Raw genomic sequence first — 17,085 nt, 5'->3', positions numbered from 1 at the left:
GTAATTATACCGCTACCCTGGCGACAAAGAACCATGAAAGTCATTGCCTCGCACAACGGTTTGGAAGCGACTCAGCTTACGTGGCAACTGCTGCTTAAGAAGACACTTTTGCTGGATGCGTGTGTCGAAGGTGTCACCCTGGTCGAAGATGATCCGGATGAGCACACCGTGGGCTATGGCGGGCTTCCCGATGAGCAGGGAGAGGTCACTTTGGATGCAGCTGTGATGGATGGCCGCACCCATCGCGGTGGTTCGATCATCGGCCTTCGCGAAGTACGACATGTCTCGAAGTTGGCTTTGCGATTAATGAAAGAATCACGCCGCGTGATGCTGCAAGGGGACGGCGCCTGCGAGTTCGCTCGGGCCTGTGGGTTTCCGCAAGAGAACTTGCTGACCGATAAGGCACGTAAGCTATGGCGGCTTTGGAAACGCACCTACCAAAGCAATATGGAATGGCTGCCTCCACCCGCCGACGAAGAAACAGAAGGCTTGATGAAGATCTTGAACCGGTTCTATCAGCATCCCGCCGGAACGGTTCACCTGGCCGGGCAAGACGAACGTGGAGACCTGGCTTGTGTGACATCGACCAGCGGGCACTGCTTCAAAACAAAAGGCCGCGTCGGCGATTCGCCCATCTTTGGTGCCGGGCTGTATGTCGACAACGACAAGGGAACTTGCGGCAGTCTCGGGCACGGAGAAGCCAATCTGTTGAACTGCTCCAGCTTTCTAGCCGTTCACTTGATGGGGCAGGGGATGTCACCACGCGATGCCGGGATGGAAGCCATGCAACAGGCCGCTCGCCATGCACCTCCGTTTGAGGTGGATGCCCTTGGCCGTCCCAACTTCCACTTGCAGCTTTATCTGCTGGCGAAAGATGGAAGCCACGCCGGCGTTTGCATGCGGGGTGACTGGAAGTTCTCGGTCACCGATCAAAACGGAACGCGTCATGAAACCTGCGAGCCGTTGTTTCGGGCCGACTAGTTCTCGCCTCGCTTCAGCTTCTCCCAGTTCTTCGGCAACGGATGCGCGATCGTCAACACAGGTTGTCTGTTTGGTGCCTTGCCAATCACGAAGCCGGCGACCTGATGGTTCAAGTCGATCGCAATCGCCCCGACTTCGCAGTCGAACGTTTCTGGATTGGTCAAGATCTCGGTGGTCGAAGTATAGGTCATCGGCTGGCTGACATCCCAGTCGAGACCATCACCAGCCGCATTGGGTTGCAGCAGCATGAAGGCAAACCGCGGATCGAAACGCTCGGCACCGGAGAGGTTGTATTGTGCCCACTTGCCATCCTGCTGGATGTTTTCGATCTGAATGAATCCGAGTCGTGATTCAGCATCGATTCCCAACCGCTTGGCCGTGAACGACTGGCCATCGAGACGAGTCAATTCGACCGTGGAACCTGCCTTCCAGTTGTCGTCCCCCAGCATCGCGAAGATCCCTTCGCCTTGATTCACCATCACAGCGGGACGCTTTAACTCGGGAGAGAGTTGCACTTGCACAATCGCTTGCGGCAAACGCTGCAGCAGGTCTTCTGAACGCTTCTGCCAATCGTCCCAGTTGTTGTGATACGGAGGAATCGCTGTGAGGCAGTTGAATTGATACGGATGCGTTGATGCCAAGGCCAGGAAATGGTCCCAAACGGAAGACCCTTCGCCGACCGATTGAATCGCGATGCCGGTGATCTCGACTTCGCCCAGACTCGAAAACAGATCCGGCGTGACTTCGTGCCACTCTTCTTGGACTTTCTTCGGATCGAGCTCGAAGATTCCTTTCGGAGCTTTGTTGGTTCCGACGGAGTAGATCGCAGGGGACTCGGCGTCGTTATTGTGCAGGAACCGAATCAGCACGTGACCTTCGCCACGCTTCGAGAAGTTAAAACGGATCTGGCGAAACTGGCCCGGCATCGGGCGTTCGCGGATTTCCAATGGAGGATCGAAGCTGGCAATCTGAATCCAGTCTTCGCCGTCGGCTACTTCGATGGCTGGCCGGCTAACCAGTCGCAAGTCATTTCGCCACTTCACGTCGCCTGGATCGCCATTCAACGTTGCCAGGGCATCGACTTCCACTTCGGTAGGTCGATCGAGGATTGGACGTAAAAACGAAGGCTGCGCCAGGAAATGGATCCCACGCCAATCGACCGGAATGTCGGCCGAGCCAGCCGACTGACTGATTTCGATCGTGACCTCGTGCCCTGCGAACGGTAACAGGTCGACCAGCAGCGGTGACGGTGTGTTGACGTAGTCGTGAATGTTAACGTTTTGCAGGCCTTTCGACAGAACCAGGATACCATCGATGGTGACGTCGATGACCGGCTGATCGTTGCCATCGAACTTGGCCGTGACGATCTCGAGCCAGCGTGTCTCGGGGGCGATATCCCGTTTCGTCGAGAGCTTCAGCGGCTGGTCCTTAGCGGCAACGGTTGTTCGCCAGGAAGGGGCTTCGTAGCTGTATTCGACGCGGCGGCGTGATGTTTGAAACTGCAGCTTTTCAGGATCCGATGTGACCGTCCAATCTTTCCAGGCCAGGATTGCCTGGGGAGTTCGCTCGCGGATCTCGGCCAGAAGTTTCTCGCGATCCAATAGCAAACGTGGCTCGATCCAGTTGGTCATGTCGCGAATGTCGAACGGGTCGGCATCGTCAGGACGACCTTCTTCGGCCATGTCCGCCTCCAGGATCAACTTCCCATCAGTTGGCACGTCGTTCCAGTTGATGTTGCCTAGTTCGACCGTCTTTTGCGAGCCGATGATTGGTTCCGATTGAAACTTCGGTTGGCTCTCCCACGAAACGAAGACTTTGCCACGGACGCAGCCGCGGTCTTTGGCGGCCTGATCGATCCCGACAGAACCACGGAACCCCTTGGCCAAGGGGGGAAGCTCGAATGACATTCGGCTGGGAGCCATCACGCCGAAGTTCCAGCCACTGATGTGATCGCCTGACTTGGCGGTGCCAGCGAGGACGCCACGATTCACACGAGCCGGAAACCCATTTCGCGAGAACATCGCCCCTTCGCGGGTCTCTTGATAAGGCAAACGAAACAGGGGGATCTCGTCGATTGGCCAACTTCGTCGCATCCAAGTCGAACGGCATTCAACCCAGATCGGATCGAGCGCCCAGGCTGGCTGGATACCGTGAATCCAGCGATCGGAGTTGTTGTTGTCGCCTCGAGAGTCGGCGTCGATTCGCTGCACGCTGGTGGTCGCCACGAGCCCTTCCGACGTTTCCCATTGGACCAATCGCATCCGATCGGCAGGATCCGTTTTGCCACCAGGAAACAGAATGGCTAACTCGCGAAGTTGCGTCTCCCAGGGAGATTCGTCGGGCAGATGAAGCTCGGCGATTTCATGGAAACCAAACGACATCCGCTCGCGGCCCGAAAGCAAATGGATTGCCCCTTCCGAAAAGCGAATGGCCCGGAAATTGATCTCGCGACCATTGGTCAGATAGACGGTCGAAGGAACATAGCGGTCGACCAACGCAGGAATTTGTTGCCAGACGATCTTGCGAATGAAGTCGCGGCGGACTCGCAGGTCGGTGCGGTATCGCGAGTCGGAAGACTTCCGATACGAAAAGCTGGGAGTCAGCGTGAAGTGCTCTGGCTGGTCGGCCTGGTACTCGATCCCTTCGGCCACGTAGCTGTCGGTATGGCCTGGAAGGCGATCGCCGGACAGAAGTTCGATGTAAGCGTTGGGCATCTCGGCCGGACCGAGTGAGCGGTCGATTATCCACCGCATCGGATTGCCGCCATCGATCAGGCTTTGGCCAGCCAACTGCGGCATCGCATTTCCGGAGTACCAGTTGCGCAAGACGTTGTCTTCGACCACGCGACCATCTTCCAGCAACGCTACAAAGCGTTTTTCTTCATCCCCCAGGGCCACGGAAGTCAGCAGGCAACTGGTGAGCAAAAGGCAGAGCAGGGGAGTGCGAAAAGGCAATTTGACGACCTTTCAAGCCGGAACGAGAGAATCGGGAAATGGCGCAACACCACAAGAAAATGACCGAGAGGCCCGTTTGGTTTCGTGCATCACGTTGCAGAAAGGACCGATTCCCTGATAATGAGGCGTTTTGCGAGGTTCATTATGCCCTGAAAGGGGCTTTCGGCCCAGCTTTGGGCGAAGAGCGTCGTGATTTGTGAAAATGAATTTCCAAAGCCTATAAGCTAATTACGAAAGACGCCCCCATGTCACTCCTGGTCGTCGGATCCATCGCTTTCGATTCCATTCATACCCCCACCGAGGTTCGCGAGAACATCCTGGGTGGGTCATCCGTGCACTTCTCGTACGCCGCTAGTTTCTTCAGCGGAGTTCGCATGGTCGGAGTCGTCGGTGAAGACTGGCAGGAAGAGCACACCCAACTGTTGACCGAACGGGGCATCGATACCTCGGGCATCGAGATCGAAGAAGGTGGCAAGACCTTCCGCTGGACCGGCAAATATCACTCGAACATGAACGACCGCGACACGCTGGAAGTTCACCTGAACGTGCTGGAAACGTTCAACCCAACGTTGTCGGAAGAATCGAGCCGCTGCCCATTCGTCTTTCTGGCCAACGGTTCGCCGACGACCCAGTTGAAGGTGCTGGACCAGATGACCGGCCCACGCCTGGTGGTCGCCGATACGATGGACCTGTGGATCGAAATCGAACGCGATCAGCTCAAGACGCTGCTCAGCCGAATCGATGGCCTGGTGCTGAACGACAGCGAAGCGAAGCAGTTGACCGAAGAAGAAAACCTGGTTCGCGCCGGCCAGAAGGTCCTGGAAATGGGCCCCAAGTTCATCATCTTGAAGAAGGGTGAACATGGGGCGATGTTCTTCTCGAAGAATGAAACCTACGTGATGCCAGCCTTCCCAACGCCAGACGTGGTCGATCCGACCGGTGCCGGCGACAGCTTCGCAGGCGGCATGATGGGCTACCTGGCCCAGCAGAACAACTTCGATCCGAAGACGCTGAAAGAAGCGATGGCTTACGGCACCGTCGTGGCCAGCTTGATTGTCGAAGACTTCAGCTTGGACCGCCTGAAGGGTACCAACCGCGAAGAAATCGACGGCCGCTTCAATCAGTATCGCCAGATGCTGACGTTCTAGTTGTCCTGTTCCAAGAAGGGAGTCTCTCCGGCATGGAAGCGACTCGTTGTTTTCTGGCCGTGAGAATCTCGACGGACATTCGCCGCCGCGCCGAGAAGCTGATTAAAAAGCTCTCGGCGTCCGGGACGGATGTGAAATGGGTCGAGTCTGAAAACCTGCATATCACGACCAATTTTGTGGGCGATGTCACCAGCCAGGACCTGGTCGACATCTCGCGGACGACGATCGAGGTCGCCAGTGCCCATGATCCGTTCGAGCTCGAGATGGTCGGCGCCGGGGCTTTTCCTGATATCGAGAGTCCACGCACGCTGTGGGTGGGTGCCAGTCGAGGTGCCGAGCAACTCATTGCGTTGCAGGAAGATCTGACCGAGCAGTTGGCCCAGGCCGGCTATCCGCCTGATTCCCGCAAGAAGTATCATCCTCACCTGACGTTGGGCCGCCTGAAACGGTTCAACGAATCGGTCGAAGGTCTGAAGGCTTTGCTCGTTGAAAACGAAGAACTGCCAATGGGTGAGTGCAGTATTCGCGAAGTTTGCATTTTTGCTAGCAAGCTCGATCGTACCGGCCCCAAATACACCCTGATCGGGCGTGGTAAGCTCGGTTAGTCTTCGCCGCGGTTCTTTTTCGCGACGAATTGTCTCTTTCTGAAAGCCTTATCTCATAAGGCTTTTTGGCGAAATCTGGGATTCCTGCAATTTCTTTTCTGGGCGAGGACCTAACGTGTCCCGCGCTTCGCCGATCATTTTTTCAGAAGCAAGTCAGAAACAAGATTGCATTGCTAGTGCAAACTTGTACACTGTTCATCTGTGCACTCGATACCGCAGGGCCCGCTTGCAGTGCCTTCGGTCATTCCGCATAAAGGAGCCCAACGAAATGGTCACGGTCGCAACCAAGAGCAACGGAAAAATGGCAGCCAAGAAAGCTAAGTCGTCCGGGAAGGACGTCTCGTCGAAAGGCGAGGATGCCAAGAAGGATGTGTTTGCTGGGAACACCACCCTGAAAACCACCCTGGCTCAGATCGAGAAGTCGTTTGGCGAAGGGGCGATCATGCCCCTGGGGAATAACCACAAGGCAATTGAAGGGATTCCGACAGGATCTCTTTCGCTCGACATGGCCTTGGGAGGCCGGGGAATTCCACGTGGTCGAATCATCGAAGTGTTCGGCCCGGAATCGAGTGGTAAGACGACCCTGGCACTCCACTGCATCGCTCAGGCCCAAAAGTTGGGAGGGATCGCCGCATTCGTCGACGCCGAACACGCATTGGATCCTAGCTGGGCCAAAAAGCTCGGAGTTCAGCTGGAAACATTGCTGGTCAGTCAGCCTTCCAGCGGTGAAGAAGCGATGCAGATCACCGAAATGCTGGTGAAATCGAACGCTGTCGATGTCATCGTGGTCGACTCGGTGGCCGCCCTGGTCCCCAAGGCGGAGCTCAATGGTGAAATCGGCGATTCGCACGTCGGTTTGCAGGCTCGTTTGATGAGCCAGTCGATGCGTAAGTTGACCGGTGCCATCTCTAAATCGAAGACCTGCGTGATCTTCATTAACCAGATCCGCGAAAAGGTGGGTGTGATGTTCGGTAGCCCCGAAACCACCCCAGGTGGCCGTGCTTTGAAGTTCTATTCTTCCTGCCGTATCGACGTCCGTCGAATCGGTCAGTTGAAGGATGGCGAAGACGTGGTCGGTCAGCGTGTCCGCACCAAGATCGTCAAGAACAAGGTCGCTCCTCCGTTCCGCGTTGCCGAGTTCGACATGATGCACAAAGATGGCATCAGCTACGAAGGGGACGTGCTCGATCTGGGGCTCAATCATAAGATTGTTGCCCGCAGCGGGGCTTGGTTCCGCTATGGCGACATGCAGTTGGGTCAAGGGAAAGAAAAGGCCCGGGTGTTCCTGGTTGAGAATCCTGAGATCACCGAAGAGATCAAGCAGAAGGTGATGGATGTGATGGAGCCGAGCATCGGGCCGGTTTCTGCTCCGGAAGATGACAGCGACGGCGAAATGCCGGAAGATGATCTTTAATCCCCCCGAATCCCCCCCCGGGATTTGAATTAGCTGCAACCGAAACAGGGTTCCGAGGTCGGCTGTCTCTGCACAGAGGGATGGCCGGCCTTGTTTTCGTTCTTGGAGGGACGCCGAATCGGGGCCGTCAGTCACCTTTGCCCAGATTCGCAAAGAACCTAGAATGAAGGGCTTGTGTCCCAATGATTGGGGGAAACGAGTTCCGCGGCCGAAGGAAGCAGCGGGACCCCAGACCATCGAACACTGAAAATTGATCCCAATGAAAACCGACGAACTACGCGAGAAGTACCTCAGCTTTTTCGAGACCAAAGGACACACCCGTCGCCCGAGCGACGTTTTGGTTCCCACCTGGGATCCGTCGGTTCTGTTCACGCCGGCCGGAATGAACCAGTTCAAAGATCACTTTCTGGGACGCGTGAAGCTCGACTTCACCCGGGCAACCACCTGTCAGAAATGTCTGCGAACCGGCGACATCGACAACGTCGGTCGTACAGCCTATCACCACACGTTCTTTGAAATGCTGGGTAACTTCAGCTTTGGCGACTATTTCAAAGAAGATGCTATCCACTGGGCGTGGGAATTTCTCACTGACAAGAAGTGGCTGGCGCTGAACCCCGATCAATTGAGCGTAACCGTCTACAAAGACGACGACGAAGCCGCCAACATCTGGCACGATAAGATCGGCCTGCCATTCAGCCGTATCGAGCGTCTCGACGAAGACGAAAACTTTTGGCCTGCCAGCGCTCCGAGCGAAGGCCCCGACGGCGTTTGCGGTCCGTGCAGTGAAATCTATTTCACGCCGAAGGATGGCAAGAAGGTTGAAATCTGGAACCTCGTGTTCACGCAGTTCAACCGTGTCGGCGACCCACCGAACAACCTGGAACCGCTCCCCAGCAAGAACATCGACACCGGCATGGGGCTCGAGCGTACCGCTGCCACTTTGCAAGGTGTTACCACCAACTATCACATCGATATCTTGCGACCAATCGTCGAAGCCGCGGGCGAAATTTGCGGCGTGAAGTACGATCCGGACTCGGACAATGGTCGCCGCTTGCGTCGTATTACGGACCACATCCGCGCTTGCACGATGGCCGTTCACGAGAACGTTTACCCAGGTGCCAACAAAGAAAAATACGTCATCCGCCGCTTGCTGCGACGCGCGGTGCTCGATGGTCACCAGATGGGCATGCATCACGCGTTCGCCTATCAACTGGTCGACAAAATCGTCGAGATGATGAAGGCTCCTTACCCTGACCTGCAGGATTCGGTCACCCGCGTGAAGAGCGTGATCAAGAGCGAAGAAGAAAACTTCCTTCACTCGCTCGACGACGGGATTGCCCGCAGCGAAAAGATCTTCGCTGGCATGCGTTCCGCCAGCCGTACCGTCGTCAGTGGTGACGAAGCGGCCGAACTGTATCAGACTTTTGGCTTCCCACCAGAACTGTTCGAGCAAGTTGCCATCGAACATGGCTTCACGTTTGACTGGGCTGGCTACAAGGATGCCATGGTCGAGTTCGGCGAACGCTCCGGTGGCGAACAAGTCAAACTGTTCGAGACCGGTCCGATCGAATCGCTGAAGAACTCGGTCCGTTCGACGGAATTTATCGGCTACGAATCGGATTCGATCGAAGTTGAAGTGAAGGGCATCGTGGTCGGCGCGGAAGGGGACGAAGAGTCGAAACTGGTCGACGACTTCGACAAGATCGGCCCGGAGCACGAACTGATTGTCGTGATCAACAAGACTCCGTTCTATGGCGAGTCGGGAGGTCAGATCGGCGATACCGGTCGCATTTACTCGAGCGACTTCGAGTTTGTCGTAACCGATACCCAGAAAGACAGCGACTTGTTCCTGCATGTCGGTTATCTGGCCAAAGGGAAGATCTCGACCGAGGCAACCGCGACCGCGGAAGTTGATATCAACCGCCGCGCCGCAATCAAGCGAGCTCACTCGGCGACGCACATTTTGCATCACGCCTTGCAGAAGACGCTCGGTTCGCACGCCCAACAGCAGGGCTCGAAGGTGGAAGACGACTTGCTGCGATTCGACTTCACGAACATGGAGCCGATCGCGCTCGATCAGCTGACGGTCATCGAATCGGACGTGAACGACAAGGTCACCGATGGTGGCCTGGTGAAGTGGGAAACCGTTCCACTGGTGAAGGCTCGCGAACTGGGAGCCATGATGCTGTTCGGTGAGAAGTACCCCGATCCAGTCCGCATGGTCACCATGGGGGACTTCAGCCGCGAACTGTGTGGCGGTACGCATCTAACCGACACCAAGCAGGTTGGCGCCTTCGAGGTGATCAGTGAAGAAAGCGTTTCCGCCGGTGTGCGTCGCATCATTGCTCTCACCGGGGAAAAGGCCAAGGAATACCGCGTCAAAGTCGATCAAACATTGAACGATATGGCCAGCACGCTCGGCTGCAGTGTCAACGACGTGCCAGAAGCGGTGAAGCATATCACCGGCTATGTCCGCGACTTGAAGAAAGCGGTCAACGGCAGTGGCAAGGCTCCCGAAGCTCCGGCCGCGGTCGCCTCGTCGAGTAAGGCAGACGTCGATTACTTCCATCGTAAGGAGATGCTGAAGGAATCGGCCCGTCAGTTGAATTCGCCACTGTTCGAGTCGGCCGAACGCGTGAAGACGTTGTTCGCGGAAATCGAGAAGCTGAAGCACCAACTGACTGAACGCGAAAAGTCAGGCACGCTAACCGGCGACGACCTGTTGGCCAAGTCGAGCACCGTGGGCGACGTTTCGGTGGTGGTGGCGGAAGTCCCTGGGGCGAACGCCAACCTGATGCGTCAGTTGATCGATCAGATCCGCAAGAGCACCTCGTCTTCGGCCGTCATGCTGTTTGCAGCCGCGGACGAAGGAAAGGTGACCATCGTGGCTGGGCTCAGTAAAACGCTGACCGACAAGGGCTTGAAGGCCGGCGACTGGGTCAAGGAACCTGCCGCACTGGTCGGTGGCTCTGGCGGTGGTCGTCCCGACATGGCTCAAGCTGGCGGTAAAGACGCCGCTCAGATTCCTTCCGCGATGGAAAAGGCCGAAGAGCTGGCCAAGAGCTTGTTCGCTTAAACGAATCGATTGGGTGCCACGTTCTGTCGTGGCACCCTTCTTCTAGTGCGGTAATCGGCACAGCCGGTTCAATCGGCACTGCTTGGCATCGGTTTTCCTACGGGGACGTTAAATTCGTCCAGGCTTGCCGCAGGGGACTCCGATAGCAGTGATAGCACTCAAGCTAATATCCCGATCTCAGAACCAACCCCGAGGCACCCGTGATGCAAGACGTGACCGCGATTGCCAGCACCGTTCATCAGGCCCTTTCGGCCAACCCTCACTTCCCCAGCCGCCATCTTCAGGTGGAAGGAAGCGAAGGACGCGTGATCTTGAAGGGTCGCGTGGGCAGCTATTTCCAAAAGCAGATGGCCCAAGAGGCCGTTCGCCGCGTCGATGGCGTGCATGAAGTTGAAAATCAACTGGAAGTCGATTGGCTCTAATTGGTCCGCCTCCAACGGACAAAGATTTTGGCCAGCGATCCATTTCCATAACAAAAAGCCGCCGGGTGCACGCCGGGCGGCTTTTTTCGTTTCTTGGACGCCTGCAAGGCACGGCATTCACCTTGCAAATCCCCCGAAACGGGCACGCCCTCTTTAATCACCGTAAGCGGCGCGGCACAATGCGGTTTCGTTACCAAACCGAAGACGTGCCTTTCGGCACCCTGATTTTCATGTAGAAGGAAATTTCATGAGCCGCCCCGCAGCGATTACGTTCAAAGGCAACCCGATGACCCTGGTTGGCGAAGAAGTCCAAGTGGGCCAAGCTGCCCCTGACTTCAAGCTGCACGCATTTGGTCCACAGGGCCTGACCGCGATCACCGTAGCCGACCTGAAGGGTAAGCCCAGCATTTTGAGCGTTGTTCCTTCGCTCGATACCGGTGTCTGCCAGGTTCAGACCAAGAAGTTCAACGAAAGCCTCGGCGAAATGGGCGATTCGATCAACGCCCTGACGATCAGCTTGGACCTGCCTTTCGCCCAGAATCGCTTCTGCGGTGCTGAAAACATCACCAACATCAAGCAGTACAGTGATTACCAGGAACGCAGCTTCGGTAACAACTGGGGCATGCTGATCGACGAACTGAAACTGCTGGCCCGCGGCACATTTGTGCTCGATAGCGAAGGCAAAGTCGTCTACGCTGAAACCTGCAAGGAAGTCACCGAAGAGCCTAACTACGACGCTGCCCTGGCTGCGCTGAAGTCGCTCCTCTAAATATCCGGCCGGTGCTCCTCGTCTCCATTTCGGGCGAGGAGCCATGGCTCGCGGCGGCAAGCTGGTTTTCTTTTTTCCGGATGTCACGCCATGAACTGGATCCGTAAGCACTGGGGCAAGGTTCTTTTGGCTGGTGGCTCGTTTGTGGGCTTGCTGGTTGTTCTGGTTATTGCCGCCCCCACCTTGATCAGTTACGGTCCTGTCCGCAACTTTCTGTTGCACCAACTATTCAATGGGAAGGAAGTCGACGTGTCGGTCGGCTCGGTTTCCGTTGGTTGGTTTACGCCCACCGAGATCACCGATCTGAAGGTGACGCAAAATAGCGGTAAGTACGATATCGGGGTCCCCCGAATTTCCAACGACGTCACGCTTTTTCGTTTGCTGAAGCAGCCTCGGCAGTTGGGCAACCTCAAGATCGAGAGTCCACTGATCGAGATTGAGCTTCCCTCCGAAGAGGCCGACCTGGCGAACGATGGTCCCACCGAAGCTCCCTCGCTCGATAAAGAAAAAGTCCAAGCCGCGCTGCAGCGGACCATCGATGTCGCGGTGACCGATGCCACCGTCCGAGTGAGCAAGCCAGGGGCTACGCAGCCATGGGGCTTCGACAAGATTGGTTTCCTGGCTCAGCTACGCCCAGGCCAGACCGATGCGGAAGGGCCCACGATCATGATTCCCCAGGCCACGCTCATGGATCATCAACAGATGACCCAAGCGATGTGCGATGACATGCTGAAGTTTGTCGCGCCGATTGTGACCGGGGTGACGAAGGTGAACGGCGATATTTCCCTTTCGCTTGAAGACATTCAGGTCCCACTGGCAGACCACCAAAATGCGGTTGGCAAGGGGAAGCTGGTGATTCACAAAGCCCAGCTGACCGGCACCCCGCTGGTGCAAAAGATTACCGAATTCGTTGGCCTTGGCCCATCGGTCGATGTCTTTTCCGACTGCACGATCAACTTCGAGCTCGCGGATAAACAGGTCTATCATGAAGGACTCGATTTCGGAATTGGCGACCTGCGGGTACGAACGCATGGCTATGTCGGCCTCGATAAATCATTGAATCTGATCGCCGAAATTCCGATTCCGCTGAACCCGACCGAAGGGCTCGAAGAAGGGGAGTTGCCGCTTCCGTTCCTGACGGCGCTACGAGGCAAGACGATCGAGATCCCGATCACTGGTACGCTTGATCACCCGATCATCGACAAAGGGCGATTCGGAAATTCGCTGATCACGACAGCCGAGTCAACGCTGCAAGACCTGCTGAAGAGTGACGAATTCAAGCTCGACTTCGAGGGCGAAGATGGTGAACTCGATCTGGAAGGGGTGATGGGAATGGCAGGGGCATTATTGAAAGGAACCGCTGGCGAAGGTGGTTTGCTCGACCTGATGCGCGAACGTCGCCAGGCCAATCAGGACACCCCGTCGCCGTCCAACCCGGCAGGTTCAGATCAGGAAGAGACTCCGCGGAAGGGATTGTTTCGTCGCTTAAGAGAACGAAGTCAGGAAGAAGCTGCGCCGAAACAACTGGAACTTCCTCCTCCGCCAGAGACGCTTCGGCCGGAGGTTGATTTGGAAGGCGCCATCGATATCTGATCGCAGTCGCAACAATCGCTACGACTACTACGATCGTTTCCACGGCTCACACGATCTGAATTCTGCTTGACGCATGCTTCGCTCGGCAAAGGGGCTTAACCTATATTTGCCTGGTTTTATTTTTCGGCCGGCGAGTCCGCCCTGCTGCCAGGCAACATTGATGAGCAATCCACTTCGACAGATCCAACACAAATCGACCCTGCTCGACGGTATCTACCGGGTAGCGGATGCCGCCGCCATTTTGTTTGGCCTGGTCTTGGCCGTCATGAGCGCCGGCGAAACACCGGCTGGAGATCATCAACTGGCAGGCGTGGTCGCCTTGGCGATCTATTACGTCGTAGCCGAATTCACCGGCGTCTATCGCAACTGGCGCGGCGTTTCGACCGAACGTGAAATCAGTTGCGGTGCGTTGACCTGGGCAATTTCGCTCGGGCTGCTCGTCGTTTCGGCGACCGTCGTTCATTACGAACATCCGCTGCATCGCTACACGCTTGTGTGGTGGTTCTTGATTACTCCGCTTCTGCTGACCGTTTCCCGCATGATCATCCGTACCGTGCTGCGATGGATGCTTGCCAGCGGATTGAATCAGCATGGCGTGGCGATTGTTGGTGTTAACGAACTTGGCATTCAGCTGGCCGAGAACATCCGCGATACCCCGGACCTAGGCATGCGTGTGGCGGGCTTCTACGACGACCGCCCTAGCGAGCGATTGCCAGAAATTCCGGCTAACCTCGGCATGCGGATTGGTAACCTGAACGACCTGGTCGAGGCGGCACGTCGGGGCGAAGTTCATCGAATCTATATCACGTTTCCGATGCGTGCCGAGACACGAATTCGCAACGTGCTGAATCACTTGGGCGATACGACCGCCTCGGTTTATATCGTGCCGGACTTCTTCGTGTTCGAGATTTTGCACTCGCGCTGGTCCGATATTCGCGGACTGCCGGTGGTTAGTGTTTACGAAAACCCTTTGCTCGGCGTCGATGGAATCTTGAAGCGGGTGAGCGATATCATCCTGGCGTCATTCGTGCTGCTGTTGCTTTCGATTCCGATGGCACTGGTCGCCCTGGCCGTCAAGCTGACCTCGAAGGGCCCAGTCTTCTTCCGTCAGCGACGTTATGGTTTGGACGGCCAGGAAATTCTAGTGTGGAAATTCCGCAGCATGACCGTCTGCGAAGATGGCCCGAACGTGCAACAGGCGCAAAAGAACGACAGTCGCCTCACACCGATTGGCGGGTTCCTACGCAAGAGCTCGATCGACGAACTACCGCAGCTGTTCAACGTGATCGGCGGAACGATGTCGTTGGTGGGACCTCGGCCCCATGCTTCGGCCCACAACGAACAATATCGCAAGCTGATCCATCACTACATGCTGCGGCACAAGGTGAAGCCTGGGATTACCGGGCTGGCCCAGGTTCGCGGCTGGCGTGGCGAAACCGACACCGTCGAGAAGATGGAACGTCGTGTTCAGTGCGATCACGAATACATCCGCACGTGGAGCATCTGGCTCGACCTGCGAATCTTGTTTGAAACGGTATTCGTCGTGCTAGGACGCAAAAACGCGTACTAGAACGGCTGGCCTACGACTCCGGTGTCGCCAGCAGGAAGGCGATCAGGTCACGCATTTCTTCCGGCGTCAGCACTTGCTGGAAACCGGCAGGCATGATCGACTTGTCCGAGTCCTTTTCTTCTTCGATCGAAGTTGGTTCTAACTCGAATCGCTGACCGGCCGTGTCAACAAAGAGCCGCTTTTCGTTCACCTTCGGATCGGTGATCGGATAGCCGATGTGCAAACGGCCGTCATCGGTCAGTACCACCTTAGGAACATACATCGGAGCGATCTCGCGACTGGGCTGCAGGATTGATTCCAGCAGTTTCTTCTTCGTCATTCGCTGACCGATGTAAGTCAGGTCGGGTCCGACATCGGCACCACTTCCATCAAAGCGGTGGCAACGAATACAGTAGCCACCTTGCGAAGAGAGAAACGTTCGCCGACCAGCCGCCACGTCTCCTTCGCCTGTGATTTGCGTCAGCCATAGATCGAGGTCTTCGGCAGGCGTAGGGTTGGCAACGATTTCGGAATCTAAAGTCCGTTTCGCTTCTCCCTGAACGACCTTACTGGAATCGTGGCTCAACGTTTCGAGTTGTTTCTGGAACTGGTCGGCATGATCTGATAGACCGACGATCGCCATCGCACGTAGTTCTGGCGAACGGTTTCGGTCCATGGCAATCGCTTCGGCCAGCTTCTCAGCCTCGGAACCGCCACGAAGGTAGATCGATTGCATCGCCTGCTGAGCAAGTTCCGCGGACGGGCTGTCGACGAGCGAACGAATCTCTTCCAGCTTCAGTTGATTGCCACCGGGAGCGATCAGCTTCAGAGCCAGCGTCCGCAACTCGTCCGACTGCTTCTCGTCCCGAACGATGTCGGCCAGCATGCGCTGCTCGACAATATCGTTCTTCCCGCCTGCGTTGCCCGACTCTAGCCACGAAATGGTACTGAGCAACACCGGAAACTCACGAACGGTCGGTGTGGCTGCCTTCAATCGCTGCTGCAAGTCAGGCAGAAACTCGGTCCGCTTCTGATCGGCGATCCAACGCATCGCATACATCCGAACGCGATCGTCCTGATCGTTCAGCGCTTGACGTAGCTGCTGCGGATTCGTCTCCGGGAACTTGGCTTCCTGGTTCCAGTGAATCGCCTCGAGCACGCCGAGTCGCTGGGCACCTGTCGGCAACGAAGTCCAGTCGATGCCGGCCAAGGTTGCTGGATTTTGCGAAAGCCCATAAACGGCGGCCTGACGTAGGAAAGGATCGTCGGAGTCGAGTGCCGCGAGGGTTGGTTCCTGACGCAGCTTGGCGGCTTGCTGCTCTTCCGCGGAAAGGGGCAGGGGCGTATCGGTCGGTGGCGAATCCTTCCACGAAAGCCGCCAGATGGCACCTTTGCCATGGACCGGATAACTACGATCGACCCAGTCCGTAAAATAGAGCGAGCCATCCGGAGCGACCGCGAAATCGACCGGGCGAAAGTTGTGATCGCCTTGCACAACGGTCTGCGGCGTGGCTTGCACGCCAGCACCGTTATGGCCAAGACGGAACGTTTCAACGCGATGGTCACCCCAACTGCTCCCCCACAGTTCGCCGTGGTACCACAGCACGCCGCTGGGTGCTTCGCCGGTACCGGCAACCATTGGCAATGTGCCGGGCAGTTCCCCATTCCAGGCCTGCAGCGGATGCACGCCGGTGCGACCGTAGCGGAACTGATAGCCATAGTCGCCCCCGGGAACAATTTCCAGCAAGCGGCATGGTGGACGGCTGTCCGGATCGTTGTCGACCATGAACAAGCGGCCAGAAGGATCGAAAATCATACCGAACGGATTCCAAACACCGGTGGCGAGGCGTTCCAGCCCAGAGCCATCCATGCGGCAACGATAAATCGTGCCTCCTTCGCCTCCGCCAGAAAGCTTAGTACCATCGGTGCCCACCAAGGCGTACGGTTCGCCCAGGTTCTCGCCCAGGCCGAAGTACAACAAACCATCCGGACCAAAGGCGATGCCGGCCAGGCCATTGTGCGGATAACGCCCTGCTGTTTCCAAGTGAGCGATTTCGTCTCGCTTGTCGGCAACTTTGTCACCGTCGGTGTCGCGTAGTCGGAAGACTTCCATGCGCGTGGCAACGTAGATCGAACCATCACTGGCGGCGACCAGACTCATCGTCGCTTCGGTTCCTTCGTAGAACGTGCTCCAGGTATCCAGCTTGCCATCGTTGTCGGTATCAGCAAAGCGGCGGATGCGATCTTTCGGTGGGCCTTGGTAATCGGCCTGACGATGATGCGTGTGCGATTCGATCACTAGCAAATCGCCATGCTGGTCGAAAGTGATTCCGATTGGCGTGACGATCTCTGGCTGGTGCGCGATTTGTTCCAATTGAAAACGTGGATCGAGCACCTTGGGTGTTTCGGCCATCGCAGGGCGAATCGGTGTCAGAAAAATCACACAGCAAAACGCAATCCGACAGAAGCGATTCATGCGGAAACCTTCGGGGAAGAGCAGGTTGGGGAGGGATGGGGGCAGGGATCGAGTTTTTCGCCCGAATTGCCACTGGCCAAACGGTGCATTGAGCGTCG

General features: G+C 56.6%; 11 protein-coding genes. 9 read left to right on the top strand and 2 right to left on the bottom strand.

Annotated features, from left to right (window positions below; translation table 11 throughout):
• The first annotated feature begins 33 nt into the window (after window positions 1-33).
• Window positions 34-981, top strand: a complete 948-nt coding sequence (locus tag ABD890_RS06130; RefSeq protein ID WP_345086915.1) for an isoaspartyl peptidase/L-asparaginase — start codon at window positions 34-36, stop codon at window positions 979-981.
• Here ABD890_RS06130 and ABD890_RS06125 read toward each other — a convergent pair.
• Complete coding sequence (locus ABD890_RS06125) at window positions 978-3,935, bottom strand: hypothetical protein (protein WP_345086913.1); 2,958 nt, start codon at window positions 3,933-3,935, stop codon at window positions 978-980. The genes ABD890_RS06130 and ABD890_RS06125 overlap by 4 nt on opposite strands.
• A gap of 245 nt (window positions 3,936-4,180) precedes the next feature.
• Between ABD890_RS06125 and ABD890_RS06120 the strand changes: the two genes are divergently transcribed.
• The 8 genes from ABD890_RS06120 (at window position 4,181) to ABD890_RS06085 (ending at window position 14,532) form a co-directional block, all read left to right on the top strand.
• Window positions 4,181-5,083, top strand: coding sequence for a PfkB family carbohydrate kinase (locus ABD890_RS06120; protein ID WP_345086911.1), 903 nt, complete (start codon window positions 4,181-4,183; stop codon window positions 5,081-5,083).
• A 32-nt stretch (window positions 5,084-5,115) separates the two neighbouring features.
• Window positions 5,116-5,688 (top strand): RNA 2',3'-cyclic phosphodiesterase, encoded by a 573-nt coding sequence (gene thpR, locus ABD890_RS06115; protein ID WP_345086908.1) that lies wholly within the window; start codon window positions 5,116-5,118, stop codon window positions 5,686-5,688.
• A 268-nt stretch (window positions 5,689-5,956) separates the two neighbouring features.
• Window positions 5,957-7,102: a recombinase RecA gene (gene recA, locus ABD890_RS06110; RefSeq protein WP_345086907.1), complete on the top strand. Its 1,146-nt coding sequence runs from the start codon at window positions 5,957-5,959 to the stop codon at window positions 7,100-7,102.
• Between the two features lie 259 nt (window positions 7,103-7,361).
• Complete coding sequence (gene alaS, locus ABD890_RS06105) at window positions 7,362-10,178, top strand: alanine--tRNA ligase (RefSeq protein ID WP_345086906.1); 2,817 nt, start codon at window positions 7,362-7,364, stop codon at window positions 10,176-10,178.
• A 203-nt stretch (window positions 10,179-10,381) separates the two neighbouring features.
• Window positions 10,382-10,600 (top strand): BON domain-containing protein, encoded by a 219-nt coding sequence (locus ABD890_RS06100; protein WP_345086904.1) that lies wholly within the window; start codon window positions 10,382-10,384, stop codon window positions 10,598-10,600.
• A gap of 247 nt (window positions 10,601-10,847) precedes the next feature.
• Window positions 10,848-11,369 carry a thiol peroxidase gene (tpx, locus tag ABD890_RS06095; protein ID WP_345086902.1) on the top strand — a complete coding sequence of 174 codons (522 nt, stop codon included), beginning with the start codon at window positions 10,848-10,850 and terminating at the stop codon, window positions 11,367-11,369.
• Between the two features lie 90 nt (window positions 11,370-11,459).
• A complete protein-coding gene (locus tag ABD890_RS06090) occupies window positions 11,460-12,962 on the top strand; it encodes a hypothetical protein (protein ID WP_345086900.1) in 1,503 nt (500 codons plus the stop codon).
• 160 nt (window positions 12,963-13,122) lie between these two features.
• Window positions 13,123-14,532, top strand: a complete 1,410-nt coding sequence (locus ABD890_RS06085) for an undecaprenyl-phosphate glucose phosphotransferase (RefSeq protein WP_345086898.1) — start codon at window positions 13,123-13,125, stop codon at window positions 14,530-14,532.
• A 10-nt stretch (window positions 14,533-14,542) separates the two neighbouring features.
• Here ABD890_RS06085 and ABD890_RS06080 read toward each other — a convergent pair whose 3' ends face one another.
• Entirely contained in the window at window positions 14,543-16,987 is a 2,445-nt protein-coding gene (locus ABD890_RS06080) for a PVC-type heme-binding CxxCH protein (protein WP_345086896.1), read from the bottom strand.
• Window positions 16,988-17,085 lie beyond the last annotated feature (98 nt).

Source organism: Bremerella cremea, assembly GCF_039541315.1.
GTDB lineage: Bacteria > Planctomycetota > Planctomycetia > Pirellulales > Pirellulaceae > Bremerella > Bremerella cremea.
Note: the sequence above shows the minus strand (reverse complement) of the source record. Positions and strands in the feature narration are given on the sequence as shown.

Coding starts and splice junctions, on each gene's coding strand:
- ABD890_RS06085 (WP_345086898.1), top strand. CDS start 13,123: ATGAGCAATCCACTTCGACAGATCCAACACAAATCGACCCTGCTCGAC.
- ABD890_RS06100 (WP_345086904.1), top strand. CDS start 10,382: ATGCAAGACGTGACCGCGATTGCCAGCACCGTTCATCAGGCCCTTTCG.
- ABD890_RS06090 (WP_345086900.1), top strand. CDS start 11,460: ATGAACTGGATCCGTAAGCACTGGGGCAAGGTTCTTTTGGCTGGTGGC.
- thpR (WP_345086908.1), top strand. CDS start 5,116: ATGGAAGCGACTCGTTGTTTTCTGGCCGTGAGAATCTCGACGGACATT.
- ABD890_RS06120 (WP_345086911.1), top strand. CDS start 4,181: ATGTCACTCCTGGTCGTCGGATCCATCGCTTTCGATTCCATTCATACC.
- ABD890_RS06080 (WP_345086896.1), bottom strand. CDS start 16,987: ATGAATCGCTTCTGTCGGATTGCGTTTTGCTGTGTGATTTTTCTGACA.
- alaS (WP_345086906.1), top strand. CDS start 7,362: ATGAAAACCGACGAACTACGCGAGAAGTACCTCAGCTTTTTCGAGACC.
- ABD890_RS06130 (WP_345086915.1), top strand. CDS start 34: ATGAAAGTCATTGCCTCGCACAACGGTTTGGAAGCGACTCAGCTTACG.
- tpx (WP_345086902.1), top strand. CDS start 10,848: ATGAGCCGCCCCGCAGCGATTACGTTCAAAGGCAACCCGATGACCCTG.
- recA (WP_345086907.1), top strand. CDS start 5,957: ATGGTCACGGTCGCAACCAAGAGCAACGGAAAAATGGCAGCCAAGAAA.